Below are 17,081 nucleotides of genomic sequence, written 5' to 3'. Positions count from 1 at the left end.
CGAGGGCCGGCCGCGGGTGCGTCCGGTCCTCGCGCACGCCGCGGCCGCCGCGTGCCGACGGCCGGCGCCCTGCGCGGCCCGGTCAGCCCTTGACTGCGCCGCCCAGGGCGAACCCGCCGCCCAGGCGGCGCGAGATCAGGATGTAGAGCAGCAGCACCGGCGTCGAGTACAGGATCGAGAACGCCGCCAGTTGCCCGTAGACCACCGACCCGTAGTTGCCGAAGAACGTGAAGATCGAGACGGATGCCGGCAGCTGATCGGGGGAGAGCAGCAGCATGAAGGGGACGAAGAAGTTCCCCCACAGCATGATGAACGTGTAGATCGTCACCACACCCAGCCCCGGCCCCATCAGTGGCAGCACCACCCGGACCAGGGTCTGCGTCATCGACGCCCCGTCCGTCCAGGCGGCCTCCTCCAGCACCTTGGGCACACCGTCCATGAAGTTCTTCATCAGCCAGATGGCGAACGGCAGTTGGGCGGTGGCGAGGAAGAGCGCCGTCCCGTACGTCGTGTCGATGAGATCGACCTGCACGAAGAGCCCGTACACCGGCACCATGATCGCGGTGATCGGCAGACACGTCGTGAAAAGGATGGTCAGCAGATACGGGCGGGTCAGGCGCGAGCGGTGGCGGGACAGCGGATACGCGGCCAGCGCAGCGCACACCACGGTCAGCAGTGTCGCGCTGCCGCACAGCAGCAGACTGTTGAGCATCGGGGTGAAGGTGATCTCGTCGGTGAGGACCGCGTCGAAGTTGTCCAGCGTCGGTGACGCCGGCGGTCGTACCCGGAGATCGGCGCTGCCGTCCACCGAGGCGAACAGGAGCCACATCAGCGGCAGTGCGAACGCCACAGCGACCAGCAGCAGCGCGCCGTCGGACGCCAGCCGCGCCCGGGTGTGCCGGGACACGGTCATGCCTCTCGCACCATGGGTGCGCCGGGGCGTCGGCACGGCTTCCGCACCGCTCACGCCCCGCACCTCGCTCGCACCGCTCACGTCCGTCACACCTCCACCTTCATCAGCCGCAGATAGACGACCGAGAACAGCGACCCGACCAGAAGCAGCAGCAGCGCCACAGCAGTCCCGTAGCCGATCAGACTGTTCACGAACGCCTGGTCGTACATGAACACCGGAAGGGTCTGGCTGCGGTTGCCCGGTCCGCCGCGGGTCATGGCCCAGATCAGTCCGAACACGGAGAGCGTGGACAGGGTGTTGAGCATCAGATTGGTGCCGATGGAACGGCGGATCATCGGCAGGGTGATGTGCCACAGCCGGCGCGGCCCGCTCGCCCCGTCGACCTCGGCGGCCTCCGTGATGTCCTGCGGGATCTCGGCCAGCGCGGCCGAGTAGATCAGCATCGAGAAGGCCGTCCCGCGCCACATGTTGGCGAACGACACCGCCAGGATCGGCAAGGTGAACAGCCAGTTCTGGTCCGGTAGATGGAGCTGTTCCAGGATCGCGTTCAGGGTGCCCTCGCGCCGGAAGAACGCGTACAGCAGGAATGCCGCGACGATCTCCGGCAGCACCCACGCCGTGACGACGAGCGCCCCGGTGACCGTACGGACCGGGCGGGACGCGGCCCGCATCAGACCCGCGAGCGCCAGCCCCAGGGTGTTCTGCCCGACGATCGACGACAGGAAGGTGAACACGAGCGTCAGCCAGACGGCATTACGGAAATTGTCGTCGGCGAACGCGCGCCGGAAGTTGGCGAGGCCGACGAAGTCGGAGCCGGACGATCCGGTCAACTGGGTGTTGGTGAAGGCGATCCATACGCAGTAGCTGATGGGGCCGGCCAGGAAGAGCAGCAGCAGGGCGGTGGCGGGCGCGATCGGCAGCCACCGCCCCGCCCGCCGCCACGGCGATGATCCGGTCTCCGACGCGCCGCCGCTCACTTCGTGACGACCGCGCCGTCGACGATCGTCTTCAGCTGCTCGTCGTACTCCTTCGCCGCCGACTCCGGCGACCCGTCGCCCGTCGTCACCTTCTCCATCGCCTCACCGACGGCCGTCGACACCTGCGGATAGACGGGCAGCGCGGGACGGTAGTGGGTGTACTGGACGAGGCCGGTGAAGAAGTCGATGCCCGGCATCGACTTCAGATACGCAGGATCCTTCGCCACGTCCTCGCGCACCGCGATCTGCGCACCCACCACGTCCCACTTCGCCGCGTTCTGCGGGGTCTGCATCGTCTCGATGAACTCCCAGGCCAGATCTGCGTTCTTGGCCTTCTGCGGGATCGCCCAGGTCCAGCCGCCCGACATGGACACCTTCCCGGGTGCCTGGCCGTTCTGCGTCGGCATCGGGGTCTGGGCGAGTTCCGTCTTCCACCCGGGCCATTCCCTGGGCCCTGCGTTGACCCAGTTCTGGCCCATCCAGGAGCCGTCCAGCGAGATCGCCAGCTTGCCCTCGGGGAACCATTCGGTGGCCACATGTGTACCGACGTTGGGGTCGAGGGCGTCCGACGGATCCGGTCCGAGCTTCTCCCCGTACACGGTCTCCACGAAGCCGAGCGCATCGCGGAAGCCCTTCCCCCCGGCCACCCACTTCTTGGCTGCCGGGTCGTAGAGCGGGTCCTCGCCGGTCCCGTACAACAGCATCTCGAAGCCCTGCATCACCGCGGCCTCGCCCGGACCCTTGCCCGTGTACACATTCAGCGGGATGACGCCGGGGACCTTCTTCTTGATCGTGCGGGCCGCGTCCAGGACCTCTGCCCAGTTCTTCGGCTGCCAGTCGGCGGGCAGCCCCGCCTTGGCGAAGAGCTTCTTGTTGAACCAGAGCCCGCGGGTGTCGGTGCCGTCCGGGACCCCGTACGTCTTGCCGTCCTCGGCCTTCGCCGCGGCCTTCGCCGTCTCCACGAACCGGTCCCACGTGTCCCACGTGGCGAGGTAGGTGTCCAGCGGCCGCAGATAGCCGGCCTTGATGTCGGAATTGATCCGGAACGTGTCCTCGTAGACCAGGTCCGGCGCCGTCTTCGGTGACCGCATCATCTGCTGCACCTTGGTGGCGTAGTCGTTGTCCGGCGCCTGAATCGGTATCAGCTTGACCTTCTTGCCGGGGTGTTCCTTCTCGAACTGCTTCTTCACCGATTCGAGATAGGCGTCCTTGAAGCGGATCTTGTTGTCCGTGGACCGGTTGTACGCGACCTTCACGGTGTCCGGGTCACTGCCGGAACCGGACGAGCAGGCAGTCAGAGAGCCGGCAGCCAGAACGGTGACTGCAGCGGCGAGGACCAGCGGGGCGGTGGGGCGCACGGGCACGACCTCCTCATAGCCACGGGGGGCTGAGACGTGACCGTAGGACCGGCCTGTCGGCAAGGTCAATGCCCGTGCAGGAAGCGCTTGTTGTGCATGAGGGGGGTGCGTGGGACATGCGGTCGGAGAACGTCAGCGAGTTTCGGCCACCCATCGGTAGTGCAGCTCCGGCCGCCCGATCTGCCCGTACTGCGGACTGCGGACGGCGCGGCCCACCGTCACCAGATGCTCCAGATAGCGGCGTGCGGTGATCCGGGAGATGCCCAGCTCCACCCCCGCCGCGGCCGCGGTCACCCCGTCCGTGGAGGCCCGCAGCGTACGGGTCACCGCCTCCAGCGTCGGGCTGCTCAGCCCCTTGGGCAGCCGGGCCGGCTGCGGAGCCCGGAGCGCGCCGAGAGCCCGGTCCACCTCCTCCTGGCCGCTCGCCTCACCGGCCGCCGCACGGAACTCGGCGTACCGCACGAGGCGGTCGCGCAAGGTGGCGAAGGTGAACGGCTTCAGGACGTACTGGACGACCCCGAGCGACACCCCTTCCCGGACCACCGCCAGATCGCGTGCCGACGTCACGGCGATGACATCCGCCGCGTGCCCCGCCGCGCGCAGCGCACGCAGCAGCTGCAGACCGTGCCCGTCGGGCAGATACAGATCCAGGAGCAGCAGATCGACGGGGGTACGGTCCAGCGCCCGCACGGCCTCCGCACGCGAATGCGCGACCGCGGCCACGGTGAAGCCGGGGACACGGCTGACATACAGCCTGTGGGCGTCGGCGGCCACGGGGTCGTCCTCGACGACCAGCACCTGGATCACGGGGTCGGCTCCTTCGGGGGGTGCGGCGTCGGTACGGGCGTCAGCGGCAGCCGCACGGTGAACTCCGCGCCGCTGTCCGGCCCCTCACCCAGGGTGACCGTCCCGCCGTTGCGGTGCACGGCCTGCCGGACCAGGGCCAGCCCGAGCCCGCGGCCGGCACCGTGCGTCGACCAGCCGCGGTGGAACACCTCGGCGGCGTCGCCCGGGTCGACCCCGGCCCCGGTGTCGGCGACCCGCAGCAGCAGCTCACCGTCGTCGGCGACCGCGGTGACGGTGACCCGGGCGCGGACCGGGCGGCCGGCCGCAGGACCGCGCTGACCGGGAACGGCACCGGCGGCGGACGGGCCCGTCGCCGCCTCCGACGCCGCGTCCACCGCGTTGTCGATCAGATTGCCGAGGATCGTCACCAGATCGCGCTGCGGCAGCGTCGCCGGCAGCGCCCCGTCGTCGATCACGCTGTCGTCCGCGAGCACCAGTTCCACCCCCCGCTCGTTCGCCTGCGCGGCCTTGCCCAGCAGCAGCGCCGCCAGTACCGGTTCGGCGACGGCGCCGACCACCCGGTCGGTGAGGACCTGGGCCAGCTCCAGCTCCGCCGTGGCGAAGCCGACCGCGTCCTGCGCCCGGCCGAGCTCGATCAGCGAGACGACCGTGTGCAGCCGGTTCGCCGCCTCGTGCGCCTGCGAGCGCAGCGCCTGGGTGAAACCCCGCTCCGAGTCCAACTCGCCGGACAGCGCCTGGAGTTCCGTGTGGTCGCGCAGGGTCACGACCGTACCGCGCTGCTCGCCGCCCACCACCGGACGGGTATTCACCACGATCACCCGATCCGCCGTCAGATGCAGTTCGTCGACCCGCTCCTCGGAGGCGAGCAGCGCCCCGGTCAGCGGGGGAGGGAGCTCCAGATCGGCGACCCGGCGCCCGACCGCACCCGGCGGCAGCCCGAGCAGGTCCCGGCCCGCGTCGTTGATCAGCGCGATCCTGCGCCGCCCGTCGAGCATCAGCAGCCCCTCGCGCACCGCGTGCAGCGTGGCCTGGTGGTAGTCGTGCATCCGGCTCAGCTCGGCGGCGTTCATCCCGTGTGTGTGGCGCCGCAGCCGGGCGTTGATCACATACGTACCGACGCCGCCCAGGGCGAGCGCCCCGCCCGCCGCGAGCCCCAGCGCGCCGAGCTGCGCCCGTACCTGCGAGGAGACCCGCTCGACCGTGATGCCCGCGCTGACCAGACCGGTGATCCTGCCGCCGTCCCGGATCGGGGTGACGACCCGGATCGAGGCTCCGAGCGTGCCGGTGTACGTCTCCGAGAACGTTTCCCCGCGCAGCGCCCGCGCCGTGTGCCCGAGGAACGTCTCACCGATCCGGTCGACGTCGGGGTGCGTCCAGCGGATCCGGTCCGGGCTCATGATCGTGACGAAGGCGATCCCGGTGTCCTTGCGGACCTGCTCCGCGTACGGCTGCAGCACGGCGGACGGGTCCGGGGTGCGGATCGCCTCCCGCACCGAAGGGGAATCGGCCACCGCCAGCGCCGCCGCCCTGACCTGCCGCGTCGCGGTCTCCTCCGCCTGCGCGCTGCCGGACACGTACGCGAAGAACGCACATCCCGCCACCACGGCCGCGACCAGCACCACCTGCATCGCGAAGAGCTGACCGGCCAGGCTGCGCGGACGGGTACGGGGGCGGGGAAGGCGCATGGCCACAGTCTGCCTGGCCGAAAACGTATGAACGAAATGCACGTAAGGGTGACGGCCGTCACAAGGGGCGGGATATTCGCCGAGGCCCCGGGGACAGGGGCGGGGGACGGACAAGGACGAGCCGAGGAGACACCCGTGGGAGTGCCAGCCGCCAGGCGGGACCGTACGCACTATCTGTATCTCGCCGTGATCGGCGCTGTGGCACTCGGCATCCTGGTGGGCTTCGCGGCCCCCGGATTCGCCGTCGAGCTGAAGCCGATCGGTACCGGCTTCGTGAACCTCATCAAGATGATGATCTCGCCGATCATCTTCTGCACGATCGTGCTGGGCGTCGGCTCGGTCCGTAAGGCCGCCAAGGTCGGCGCGGTCGGCGGGCTCGCACTCGGCTACTTCCTGGTGATGTCGACCGTGGCCCTCGCCATCGGTCTGCTCGTCGGCAACATCCTGGAGCCCGGACAGGGCCTCCACCTCACCGAAGCGGTGCGCGCCGCCGGTGAGAAGCAGGCGGCCGGCGCGAGCGAGTCCACCGTGGACTTCCTGCTGGGCATCATCCCGACGACGATGATCTCCGCCTTCACCGAGGGCGAAGTGCTCCAGACCCTGCTCGTCGCCCTGCTCGCGGGTTTCGCGCTCCAGGCCATGGGCTCCGCCGGTGAACCGGTCCTGCGCGGCATCGGCCACATCCAGCGACTCGTCTTCCGCGTCCTCGCCATGATCATGTGGGCCGCCCCGGTCGGCGCGTTCGGCGCGATGGCGGCCGTGGTCGGCGAGACCGGCGTCGACGCGCTGAAGTCCCTCGCGATCATCATGGTCGGCTTCTACATCACCTGCGCGATCTTCGTCTTCGTGGTGCTCGGCACGATCCTGCGGCTGGTCGCCGGGGTGAATCTGCTGCTCCTGCTGAAGTACCTGGGCCGCGAGTTCCTGCTGATCCTCTCCACCTCGTCGTCGGAGTCCGCGCTGCCGCGGCTCATCGCGAAGATGGAGCACCTGGGCGTCAGCAAGTCCGTCGCGGGCATCACGGTGCCGACCGGCTACTCGTTCAACCTCGACGGCACCGCCATCTATCTGACGATGTCCTCGCTCTTCATCGCCAACGCGATGGGCGACCCGCTGAGCGCGGGGGAGCAGGTCTCCCTGCTGCTCTTCATGATCGTCGCCTCGAAGGGCGCGGCGGGCGTCACCGGTGCGGGCCTCGCCACGCTGGCGGGCGGCCTGCAGTCCCACCGCCCCGGGCTGGTCGACGGCGTCGGCCTGATCGTCGGCATCGACCGCTTCATGAGCGAGGCCCGCGCCCTGACGAACTTCGCGGGCAACGCGGTCGCCACGGTGCTGGTCGGCACGTGGACCAAGGAGATCGACAGGGAGCGGGTGGACCAGGTGCTGTCCGGATCCATTCCGTTCGACGAGCGGATGATCACGGACGAAGGTCCCTCCGAGCCGTACGTCCCGGAGTCCCGGGGCGGCGACGACGAGAAGCCCTCGCTGGCGAAGGCGTAACGAGGCGGGTGTGCGGCCGGTACGGGACTCCCGTACCGGCCGCACACGCATGTCGGCCTGCGGGTCAGCCGAACGGGATGTGGACGACCGACTGGTTGCCGACGCCGACGGTGCTGGAGCCGTTGCCGATGGCGTTCCAGATCTCCACCCTGACCTTGCCGTTCACCAGATTGCCCTGGCTCCCTGTCGAGGCCATGAGCCCCTTGCCCTGCGTGTAGTGCTCGTAGCCGGTGACCGGGTCGGTGGGGAAGTAGTTGTACGTCTCCGTGCGGTCCCAGGTTCCGTCGCCCGTACGGTCATAGCTCACTCTCACCTGCTGTCCGTTGGCGACGGTCGTGCCGGCGTCGACGAACAGGTCGAACTGTGTGGCCCCGCCGTTGTACGTCCGGGTGATGCCCGAGGCGGTGAAGGTCTGCGGGCTGTGCGGGGTGCCGTCGTAGTTGGCGCCGCCCGCCGAGGCGAGGGTCACGGCCGAGCCGGACGCCTCCGCCGCACCGAGACCGCCGCCGGAGCGGAGCGTGAGGTCGGAGGAGCCGGACGGCGGATCGGTCGGGTCCGGGGGATCGGTCGGATCGGTGCTGCCCCCGCCGCCCTTGGTCCAGACACCGACGTAGTCGACGAGCATGGGGCGGCCCGGGACGGTCTCCGCGGTGGGTGTGCTGCCGGCCAGTGCGTTGGGGAACGCGCCACCGATCGCGAGGTTGAGCAGGACGAAGTAGCCCGCGTGCTCGGTCATGTTGGCCCAGGTGCCGGCGTCCAGCTGGCTCTGGGAGACGGAGTGGAACTGCTGGCCGTCCACGTACCAGCGCAGCGCATTGGGGGTGACGGCGCGGTCCCACTCGAAGGTGTACGTGTGGAACGCCGACTGGCAACTGGAGCCGGGGCAGGCCCGGTTGCTCGCGATGCCGCTGGTCTCGTTGCACGGGCCGCCCGGGTTCACGCCGCAGTGCAGCACGCCCCAGACGGAGTTGATCCCGTTGACGTTCTCCATGATGTCGAACTCGCCGATGCCCGGCCAGTTCCAGTAGTTGCCGCGGTACGGGGAGCCGAGCGCCCAGAACGCGGGCCAGTAGCCGAGCGCCGCGTTCCCGGTGACGTTCGGCATCTGGATCCGGCTCTCGATGCGCAGCGTGCCGCCCGCCGGGGCCTTGAAGTCGGAGCGCGTGGTCTCGATCCGGCCGGAGGTCCAGTTGCCCGCACCGTCGCGGAGCGGGGTGATCCGGAGGTTTCCGTTGCCGTCGAGGCTGAGGTTGTCGGGGCTGGCGGTGTAGTTCTGGATCTCACCCGTGCCCCAGTTCGCGGGGCCGCCCGGGTAGGCGTGGCCGGTGTCGATCTGCCAGTTCGCGGCCGAGGGGAGGGAGCGGTCGGCGCCGTTGAAGTCGTCGCTCCACTTCAGGTCCCAGCCGGGTGCCGGAGGGACCGCGCCGCGAGCGGACCCGGAGCCGAGGACGGTCGCCAGCCCGGCCAGGACCAGGGCCATCACGGTCAGCGCGGCGAGTGCGGTGGTGCGTCTGTGGGGAGTGGAGGTGGGGGAGTGGGCGGGCAGGTGGATGCGGCTCGCGTTCAAGGGACACCTCTCCGGTGGGGGCGGGGGAACGGGAACGAGGTACCGGTCGTGAGAGCGCTCTCAGGCTTTTGTAGGTGCACGCGGGGAGGCCGTCAATGGCGCTGCGCTCTTAACTTCTTGAATGTAGAAGGCAGTTGAAGGAATGTGCAGGGAGGAGGGCCCCGCGCTTGCCCTGACGTCCGCGTCAACCTTTACCGTCGAAGCATGCGAATCGGGGAGCTGGCCGAGCGGGCCGGAACGACGACGCGGACTCTGCGTTACTACGAGTCACGCGGACTGCTGCCTGCGCGGCGGGCCGTGAACGGGTACCGCACCTACGACGAGGACGATCTGCGCCTGCTGCAGCAGATCCGGACCCTGCAGGACTTCGGGTTCGAGCTGGAGGAGACCCGGCCGTTCGTCGACTGCCTGCGCGCCGGCCATCCGGCCGGCGACTCCTGCCCCGCCTCGCTCGCCGTCTACCGGCGCAAGCTCGGCGAGCTCGACTCGCTCATCGAACAGCTCCAGTCGGTCCGCGCCCAGGTGGGCGCGCAGCTCGCGAGGGCCGAGCTGGAGGCCGCGGCCGAGCTTCCTGGCGGCCCGGAACCACGTTGTGAACTGGGAGGATGACAGATGATTCATGCAGAGGGTGTGGCCGAGGTCACCGACGCCACCTTCGACGGGGCGGTGCTGGCGGCCGAGCTGCCCGTCCTGGTCGAGTTCACCGCCGACTGGTGCGGACCGTGCCGCCAGCTCGCCCCCGTGCTCAGTGCGATCGCGGCCGAGGAGGCCGGGCGCATCAAGGTCGTCCAGATCGACGTGGACGCCAACCCGGGCATCACGAGCCGCTACGCGGTGCTGTCGATGCCGACCCTGATGGTGTTCCGGTCCGGCGAACCGGTGAAGTCGATGGTGGGCGCCCGGCCCAAGCGCAGGCTCCTGCAGGAGCTGGAGGGCGTGTTCGAGACGGTGTGAGCCGCGAGGGGCTCAGTCGCTGCCGCCGCCACAGCTGCTGCCGCCGCCGCAGCTGTGATGGTGGCCTCCGCCGTCGTACGAGGCGCCGTGCGAGCCGTACGAGTCGTACCAGTTGCCGGAGTCGTGGCCGCTGTCGTACGGGTCCCGGTCGTCGTCCAGCGCCTTGCCGAACTTGATCAGCATCCGTCCCACCGACGGCAGACGCCCGCCCGTCTCCACGCCCCGCCGCTGACGCCGGCGCTCGCCCGGCAGCCCGCCCCGCCCGTCGAACACCACCGCTCCGAGCGCGGCCGACGCCCATGGCTCGCGGCTGCGTATCGCTGCCAGGCGGCGGCGGCCCGCCGGGGTCAGCCGGCCCCGCGCCGAACACAGCATCCGCACGGCCAGGCAGCAGGCGGCCACCGCGACGAACGGCGCGGTGTGCCGCAGCCCCAGCGGGAGGGCGAAGGCGGCGAGGACCACGGTGGCGCACAGGACGACGACCAGGCCCCGCGCGGCAAACAGGCGGGCCAGGGCGCGTGGCGGGGACAGCAGCAGACCGTACGAGACGAGCCGGTCGCCGACCTCGCGCACGGCCCCGGCCCGCGCCGTTCGTACCCGCAGGAGCGTCGGCGTCGTGGAGCCCGAGCTCCGCCACTTCCCGACCACGGCGTGCTCCACCGGATGCGCGGGCTCCGTCCAGGGCTCCGGCAACCGCAGCCGGCCGCCCGACCCGATCGCGACGTTGTTGTCACTGCCCCACAGGGTGTGGAGCGCGGTCTCCACCACCCGCTCCGGTCCGCCGGCCAGGAACGCCGCATCGTACGGGCCCAGCTCGGGCGGGCGCTTCCCGCGCCGCCACGGCAGCAGCCGCCGACCGGACAGGGTCAGGCAGGCGGTGATGGCGACCAGCGCGGTCGCGGCGTCGATGAGCGTGAGTGTGGTCCCCATGACAGCCCCCGATCCGGACGTGCTCCGGATGAAAATGCGTATGTGAGGGGTGTCTCCGCCTGAAGCCTGCCCAACCCGAACAGGCCGGATTTCAGAGGTTGTTCTGAGCTTTGTGTCCGACGTCGCCGGGGCATCCGGTCACTGCTCGCGGACCGCCGCCGCATCGGCGCGACCGGCGCACCGGCGACATTGGCATCGGTGTTCGGGCCGGGCGGCGTCGGGCCGAGGTCCGACGTGCCCGCGTGCGCCGGCTCTCCGCACCGGCGTCCGGCCACGGCGCGACGGCCCGGCATGCGTCATGCTCCGGGACCGGACGTACCTCCCGCCCGCGCCACTTCCTTCGGGCGCTCCTCCGGCACGGAACGGCCTTGCCTCGTGGGGAGTCCCCGTCGAACCCGGCCCGATTCAGCCGGATGCGTCGCCCGGGTGACAAGCGGCATGTCGGATATTCCCGTCGTGGCCGACTGCCGGAGGATGATCGACATGCCTCTCTCAGCTCTGTCTCTCGCGCGGCGCCGTACTGCCCGGCTCGCGCCGGTCCTGAGCGCCGCACTGGTGCTCACCCTGACATCCACTCAGCTGTCCCAGGCCGCGGAGAAAGAAGCGAACGGACCCACTCGTGCCGAGGCCCGCGTCTCGGCGTACCTGCGAGACGTGCGCGACCGCCCGGGGGCGTTGGCCGCCTTCTTCAGGGCACTGCCCAAGGGCGCAGACCTCCACAACCACCTTTCGGGCGCGGCGACCACCGAGCTGTTGCTGAAAATCGCTGTCGAGGCCGGCTACTGCATCGACAGGACCACCCTCACAGCGAGCGCGCCGCCCTGCACGGGCAACACCCGCCCGGCGGCCGACACCGTCACCGACCCCGCTTTCCGGCGTCAGGTCATCCGCGCCTGGTCCATGCAGGACTTCAAGCCCGGTCAGGGCGAGAGCAGCCACGACCACTTCTTCGCCACCTTCGGAAAGTTCGGTGCGGTCAGCGGACTCCAGCCCGGGCGACTGCTGGCCCAGGTCTCCACCTCGGTCGCGAAGCAGCACCAGTTCTACCTCGAGACCATGCTGACCCCCGCCTACAACGCGGCTGCCGCCCTTGCCGCCAAGGTCGGGTACGACAGTGACCTGTCCCGGCTGCGCGACAAGCTGCTGGCCGACGGCGGCATGGACGCCGTCGTCCGGCAGGCGATGAGCCAGACGGACTCGCTGCTCGACGAGTTCCGGTCCGCCGCGCACTGCGACACCCACCACCCCGACGCCGGGTGCTCGCTGCCGGTGCGGTTCATCTCCCAGGTGTCGCGTGGCGGTACGCGCGAGGTGGTCTTCACCCAGATGCTGCTCGGCGTGGAACTGGCCCGGCGCGATCCCCGCTTCGTATCGCTGAACCTCGTGCAGCCCGAGGACGGTTCGGTGGCGCTCGCCGACTACCGTCTGCAGATGCGCATGCTGAAGTACCTGCGCGGTGTGTATCCCGATGTTCCGCTCACCCTGCACGCGGGCGAGCTCGTCCCCGGCCTGGTCAAGCCCGAGGATCTGCGCTTCCACGTCCGTGACGCCGTGCTCACCGCCGGCACCGACCGCATCGGCCACGGCGTCGACATCCGCCACGAGGACGACTACCGGGAACTGCTGCGTCTGATGGCCCGGCGGCATGTGCTGGTGGAAGTCCCGCTCACCAGCAACGCGCAGGTCCTGGGCGTCACGGGCTGGCGTCACCCCTTCCCCTTGTACCGCAGGTACGGTGTCCCGGTCGCCCTCGCCACCGACGACGCCGGGGTCGAGCGGACCGACATCAGCCGCGAGTACCAGCGGGCCGCGCTCACCTACGGGCTGGACTACCGGGTGCTGAAGGGCCTGGCCCGCACCTCCCTGGAATACGGCTTCCTGCAGGGCCGCAGCCTGTGGCGCCACCGCGGCGGCTACCAGGCCGTCCCGGAGTGCGCCCGGAACCGCCTCGGCGATCCCACCCCCGGCCCGCGCTGCGCCCGGTTCCTCGCGTCCAGTGCCAAGGGCGCGTTGGAGTGGAAGCAGGAGGGCGCTTTCCGTACCTTCGAGCGCAAATTCGGCGCCAAGGCGAGGACCGGGTCCCGCACCGTCAACGCGCTCGTCGCAGCCGGACGATGACCCGGCGCCCACCGTCACCGACACGGTGACCGGACTCCATGCACACCCGGTGGCCCGGCTGATCTCTCAGCCGGGCCACCGCCCTGTCCACCCGGCGCAGCCACCGGCCGGGCCGCGGACCGTGGTCATGCCGGAGCGCACCGGCTTTCCCGTGGGGCGATCATGAAGCGAGCCGGAACCCTCACGGGACACGTCCGCCCGGGACGGCGGCGAGGCCGAACATCCGGCTGAGCTTCGGCTTCTTCTTCGTCGCCGGCTGCGGGGGCTCCGGGCGTTCCGGGGCCCCGCGCCCTCACACCGGCTGCAGCCAGACCGTCGCCAGCGGTGGCAGGGTCAGCAGAATGCTGGCCGGCCTGCCGTGCGCACCCACCGACTCCGGCTTCAGCGGCCCGGTGCTGCGCACGTCGCTGCCCCCGTACTGCGCCGCATCCGTGTTGAGGACCTCCGCCCACGCCACGGGAGCGCCGAGCACGTCCGGGACCCCGAGCCGGTAGTCGTGCCGCACCACGGGAGAGAAGTTGCAGACGGCGAGGAGCGGCGCGCCGTGCGCGTCGTAGCGCAGGAAGGCGAAGGCGTTGTCCTCGGCCGCGTCGCCGACCACCCAGGAGAAGCCCTCCGGCACCGTGTCCCGCTGCCAGAGCGCGGGCGTGTTGCCATACACCCTGTTCAGATCGCTGACCAGGGTCCGGACGCCCCGGTGGTCGCTCTCTGCCGCGTACGACGGGTCGAGCAGCCACCAGTCCGGGCCGTGCCCCTCGGACCACTCCGCACCCTGGGCGAACTCCTGCCCCATGAAGAGGAGTTGCTTGCCGGGGTGGGCCCACATGAATCCCAGGTACGCCCGGTGGTTGGCGCGCTGCTGCCACCAGTCACCGGGCATCTTGCTGACCAGCGACCGTTTGCCGTGCACCACCTCGTCGTGCGAGATCGGCAGCACGTAGTTCTCGCTGTACGCGTACACCATCGAGAAGGTCATCTCGTTGTGGTGGTACTTGCGGTGCACCGGCTCCTTCGACACGTACTCCAAGGAGTCGTGCATCCAGCCCATGTTCCACTTCAGGCCGAAGCCGAGACCGCCGAAGCCGCCGGGGCCGACATGGTGGGTGGCCCGGGTGACGCCGTCCCAGGCGGTGGATTCCTCGGCGATGGTGACGACGCCCGGATTGCGCCGGTAGACGGTGGCGTTCATCTCCTGGAGGAAGGCGACGGCATCCAGATTCTCCCGGCCGCCGTGCTCGTTCGGAGCCCATTCCCCGTCCTCGCGCGAATAGTCGAGGTAGAGCATGGAGGCGACGGCATCGACCCGCAGCCCGTCGATGTGGAACTCCTCGCACCAGTACGTTGCGTTGGCGACCAGGAAGTTGCGTACCTCGGTGCGGCCGAAGTCGAATTCGAGGGTGCCCCAGTCGGGATGCGCGGCCCGCGTCGGGTCGGAGTGCTCGTACAGCGGGCGGCCGTCGAACTCGGCGAGCGCCCAGTCGTCACGCGGGAAGTGCGCGGGCACCCAGTCGACGATGACGCCGATGCCGGACCGGTGCAGCGCGTCGATCAGATGCCGGAAGTCGTCCGGGCTGCCCATGCGCGACGTCGGGGCGTAGAAACCGGTGACCTGATAGCCCCAGGAGCCGCCGAAGGGATGCTCGGAGACCGGCATCAGCTCCACATGCGTGAACCCCAGATCCCGTACGTATGAAGGGAGTTGATCGGCCAGCTGGCGGTAGGTGAGCCCCGGCCGCCAGGACGGCAGATGCACCTCGTACACGGACAGGGGTGCCTCGTGCACGGGTACGTCCCCGCGGTGGGCCATCCACTCCTGGTCCCGCCACTCATGGTGCGAGGCCGTCACGACCGAGGCATTGGCGGGAGGGACCTCGGTGTGGCGGGCCATCGGGTCGGCGCGCACCGTGTGCGAACCGTCCGGGCGGCAGATGTCGAACTTGTAGAGCGCACCCTCCCCGATCGCCGGGAGGAACAGTTCCCAGACTCCGCTGGAACCGAGCGAACGCATCGGGAAGCCGGTGCCGTCCCAGTAGTTGAATTCACCGATGACACGCACACCGCGGGCATTGGGCGCCCAGACGGTGAACCGGGTACCGGCGACCCCCTGGTGCTCCATGGGCTGCGCGCCGAGGGCGGTCCACAGCTCCTCGTGCCGCCCCTCGCCGATCAGATGCAGATCGAGATCGCCGAGCGCGGGCAGGAAGCGGTACGGGTCGTGGACCTCGATCTCGTTGTCGTCGTAGGCGACCAGGAGCTGGTACTCGGGGACGGACGGCACCGGCAGCAGGCCGGAGAAGAGACCGTCGCCGTCGTCGTGGAGTTCCGCCCGCAGCCCCTTGGCGAGCACGGTCACGGAACGGGCGAACGGACGCAGCACCCGGACCACCACACCGCCGCGGACCATGTGCGCACCGAGCAGATCGTGCGGGGCGTGGTGCTCACCGGCGAGCAGCCGCCCCCGGTCGCCGTCGTCGAGGGCACGCACCGGCCGCACCCCGCGGCCGCCGCCGCGGCGCGGCCGCGGGGGCGAGGCGGCGGCCCGCTTCTCGGCCGCCTTCTTCCGCTTGGCCGGGGTGGCTGCGGAGGCCGCGGGGCCCGCCGGGGCCGGCGCGTCCGGCGTGGCGGTCGTGCCCGGCGCGGCTTGCGTGGCCGATGTGAGGGGTGTGGCCGCAGGCATGGACGGGGTCGCGGTGGGATCGGGCACGTTGCGGGACGGCTTGCGGGCGGTCACAGGGGACAGCCTCCTCGGGGGGTGTGGGTGAGGCAGGAATCAGGTGGACCCGGGCAGGGAGAAGCCCGCCGGGCCGGGAGCAGCGCGCTTGCGCGGACATCAGTCGACGGCGGCGGCCAGCCGGTGGATCGCGGCCATCGGGACCGGCAGCCAGTCGGGCCGGTGCCGGGCCTCGTAGAGCACCTCGTACACCGCCTTGTCGGTCTCATGGGCCCGCAACAACTCCGGTTCGCTGCGCGGGTCGACGCCCGCCGCCTCCGCGTACCCGTCGCAGTAGGCCGACCGGCAGCGGGCCGCCCACTCGGCGTTCCAGGGCCGGTGCGAGCGGGCCGCGTAGTCGAAGGAGCGGAGCATGCCCGCGATATCGCGCACAGGCGGTTGCGGGCGGCGGCGCTCCAGGAGCGGGCGCGTCGGTTCGCCCTCGAAGTCGATCAGCGACCAGAAGCCGTCGGCCGCACGCAGCGTCTGGCCGAGATGGAGGTCGCCGTGGACCCGCTGAGCCGCCCAGCTGTGACCCTTGTGGCCGAGTGCGGCAATGGCGTCGAACGCGGTGCGCAGCCCGGGGACGTACGGCACGAGCGACGGGACCGCCTGGGCGGCCGCCTCCAGCCGCTGGAGCATGCCGGCGGCGAGGTGCTCGGTCTGGGACCGGCGCAGCACGGGCGTCGGCAGTGCGGTGGCGAGCGCCGTGTGCACCTCGGCGGTGGCCCGGCCGAGGGCGCGGGCCTCGCGGGTGAAGTCATGGCCGGCGCCCAGCGCGCGCAGCGCCAGCTGCCAGCCGTCCTCCGCGCCGCGCAGGAACGGCTGGAGGACGCCGAGGGTGAGCTGTTCCGGCGCCGCGGCCTCGAACCAGGCGACGGGTTCCGGTACCCGCCCGCAGCCCTCCCGGGAGAGCGCGAGCGGCAGTTCCAGATCGGGGTTGGTGCCGGGGAAGACCCGACGGAAGATCTTGAGGATGTAGGCGTTGCCGTAGACGAGGGAGGAGTTGGACTGCTCGGTGTCGAGCACCCGTGGGGTGAGCCCGGACGGGATGGGGGCGGCGCCCCGGTCGAAGCGGAGCGTGCCGAGCGTGCCGGGGGTACGGAGCCGTTCCAGCAGGAGTTCGGCCAGGCGCGGGTCGTGCAGCCCCTCGTAGACCGCGCGGCCGGCGAGCGGCCCGCCTTTCACATGGCCGATGAGGGCAGGGGCGAGCCGGGGCGGCAGTGTGGTCCGCACCCCGAGCAGCATTTGGTAGCAGTCCTCGGGCGACTGGGCGGGCATGGTCGGCTGGTGGACCCGGACCAGCAGATGGAGCAGACCCGGCCCGGTCCCGATACCCGCGGAATCGGCGTCCACCGGCAGTATTTCGGTGGCCGAGACCAGGGAGAAGGCCGTGACCGGCCGTCCCTTGCCCGCGAACCACCGCTGCCGGGGCAGCCATTCATGCAGCAGGGGGGCGAGTGACGGGAGCAGGGCTGTGCTGTTTGCGAGGGCGACCCGAGTGGATGCAGCCTCCGACATGGCATCGCGTCCTTTCCCCGGGCACACCACAGGATGCGATG

General features: G+C 70.6%; 13 protein-coding genes. 4 read left to right on the top strand and 9 right to left on the bottom strand.

The features are described from left to right. Window positions 1-82: 82 nt before the first annotated feature. The 5 genes from OG878_RS13390 to OG878_RS13370 all read right to left on the bottom strand — a co-directional run bounded on the left by OG878_RS13390 (window position 83) and on the right by OG878_RS13370 (window position 5,740). Window positions 83-913, bottom strand: coding sequence for a carbohydrate ABC transporter permease (locus OG878_RS13390; RefSeq protein ID WP_328891228.1), 831 nt, complete (start codon window positions 911-913; stop codon window positions 83-85). 86 nt (window positions 914-999) lie between these two features. Continuing rightward, entirely contained in the window at window positions 1,000-1,890 is an 891-nt protein-coding gene (locus OG878_RS13385) for a carbohydrate ABC transporter permease (protein ID WP_328887007.1), read from the bottom strand. Then, complete coding sequence (locus OG878_RS13380) at window positions 1,887-3,248, bottom strand: extracellular solute-binding protein (protein WP_328887006.1); 1,362 nt, start codon at window positions 3,246-3,248, stop codon at window positions 1,887-1,889. The genes OG878_RS13385 and OG878_RS13380 overlap by 4 nt, the downstream gene beginning before the upstream one ends. 132 nt (window positions 3,249-3,380) lie before the next feature. After that, window positions 3,381-4,055, bottom strand: a complete 675-nt coding sequence (locus OG878_RS13375; protein ID WP_328887005.1) for a response regulator — start codon at window positions 4,053-4,055, stop codon at window positions 3,381-3,383. Next, window positions 4,052-5,740, bottom strand: a complete 1,689-nt coding sequence (locus OG878_RS13370) for a sensor histidine kinase (protein WP_328887004.1) — start codon at window positions 5,738-5,740, stop codon at window positions 4,052-4,054. The genes OG878_RS13375 and OG878_RS13370 overlap by 4 nt, the downstream gene beginning before the upstream one ends. Before the next feature lie 135 nt (window positions 5,741-5,875). On the opposite strand from OG878_RS13370, the gene OG878_RS13365 reads away from it, so the two are divergent. Continuing rightward, on the top strand, window positions 5,876-7,240 hold the full coding sequence (locus OG878_RS13365; protein ID WP_328887003.1) for a cation:dicarboxylate symporter family transporter: 1,365 nt from the start codon (window positions 5,876-5,878) through the stop codon (window positions 7,238-7,240). 64 nt (window positions 7,241-7,304) lie between these two features. Here the strand turns inward: OG878_RS13365 and OG878_RS13360 are convergent, their stop codons facing one another. Then, window positions 7,305-8,720, bottom strand: a complete 1,416-nt coding sequence (locus OG878_RS13360) for a family 16 glycosylhydrolase (RefSeq protein ID WP_328891227.1) — start codon at window positions 8,718-8,720, stop codon at window positions 7,305-7,307. 291 nt (window positions 8,721-9,011) lie between these two features. Between OG878_RS13360 and OG878_RS13355 the strand changes: the two genes are divergently transcribed. Beyond that, the gene (locus OG878_RS13355; RefSeq protein WP_328887002.1) at window positions 9,012-9,416 is read left to right on the top strand and encodes a MerR family transcriptional regulator; all 405 of its coding nucleotides are present in this window, start codon (window positions 9,012-9,014) and stop codon (window positions 9,414-9,416) included. Between the two features lie 3 nt (window positions 9,417-9,419). Beyond that, window positions 9,420-9,761, top strand: coding sequence for a thioredoxin (gene trxA, locus OG878_RS13350; RefSeq protein WP_328887001.1), 342 nt, complete (start codon window positions 9,420-9,422; stop codon window positions 9,759-9,761). Between the two features lie 12 nt (window positions 9,762-9,773). Here trxA and OG878_RS13345 read toward each other — a convergent pair whose 3' ends face one another. Further along, a complete protein-coding gene (locus OG878_RS13345) occupies window positions 9,774-10,691 on the bottom strand; it encodes a TIGR04222 domain-containing membrane protein (protein WP_328887000.1) in 918 nt (305 codons plus the stop codon). Window positions 10,692-11,174: 483 nt separating this feature from the next. On the opposite strand from OG878_RS13345, the gene OG878_RS13340 reads away from it, so the two are divergent. Further along, entirely contained in the window at window positions 11,175-12,809 is a 1,635-nt protein-coding gene (locus OG878_RS13340) for an adenosine deaminase family protein (RefSeq protein WP_443049104.1), read from the top strand. 292 nt (window positions 12,810-13,101) lie between these two features. Here the strand turns inward: OG878_RS13340 and glgB are convergent, their stop codons facing one another. Beyond that, window positions 13,102-15,540 carry a 1,4-alpha-glucan branching enzyme gene (gene glgB / locus OG878_RS13335; protein WP_328886998.1) on the bottom strand — a complete coding sequence of 813 codons (2,439 nt, stop codon included), beginning with the start codon at window positions 15,538-15,540 and terminating at the stop codon, window positions 13,102-13,104. 99 nt (window positions 15,541-15,639) lie between these two features. Beyond that, window positions 15,640-17,040, bottom strand: a complete 1,401-nt coding sequence (locus tag OG878_RS13330; protein WP_328886997.1) for a maltokinase N-terminal cap-like domain-containing protein — start codon at window positions 17,038-17,040, stop codon at window positions 15,640-15,642. Window positions 17,041-17,081: the final 41 nt, after the last annotated feature.

The organism is Streptomyces sp. NBC_00316 (genome assembly GCF_036158715.1).
Classification (GTDB): Bacteria; Actinomycetota; Actinomycetes; order Streptomycetales; family Streptomycetaceae; genus Streptomyces.
Note: the sequence above shows the minus strand (reverse complement) of the source record. Positions and strands in the feature narration are given on the sequence as shown.

Coding starts and splice junctions, on each gene's coding strand:
- OG878_RS13370 (WP_328887004.1), bottom strand. CDS start 5,740: ATGCGCCTTCCCCGCCCCCGTACCCGTCCGCGCAGCCTGGCCGGTCAG.
- OG878_RS13340 (WP_443049104.1), top strand. CDS start 11,175: ATGCCTCTCTCAGCTCTGTCTCTCGCGCGGCGCCGTACTGCCCGGCTC.
- OG878_RS13355 (WP_328887002.1), top strand. CDS start 9,012: ATGCGAATCGGGGAGCTGGCCGAGCGGGCCGGAACGACGACGCGGACT.
- OG878_RS13330 (WP_328886997.1), bottom strand. CDS start 17,040: ATGTCGGAGGCTGCATCCACTCGGGTCGCCCTCGCAAACAGCACAGCC.
- OG878_RS13360 (WP_328891227.1), bottom strand. CDS start 8,720: ATGGCCCTGGTCCTGGCCGGGCTGGCGACCGTCCTCGGCTCCGGGTCC.
- OG878_RS13345 (WP_328887000.1), bottom strand. CDS start 10,691: ATGGGGACCACACTCACGCTCATCGACGCCGCGACCGCGCTGGTCGCC.
- trxA (WP_328887001.1), top strand. CDS start 9,420: ATGATTCATGCAGAGGGTGTGGCCGAGGTCACCGACGCCACCTTCGAC.
- OG878_RS13390 (WP_328891228.1), bottom strand. CDS start 913: ATGACCGTGTCCCGGCACACCCGGGCGCGGCTGGCGTCCGACGGCGCG.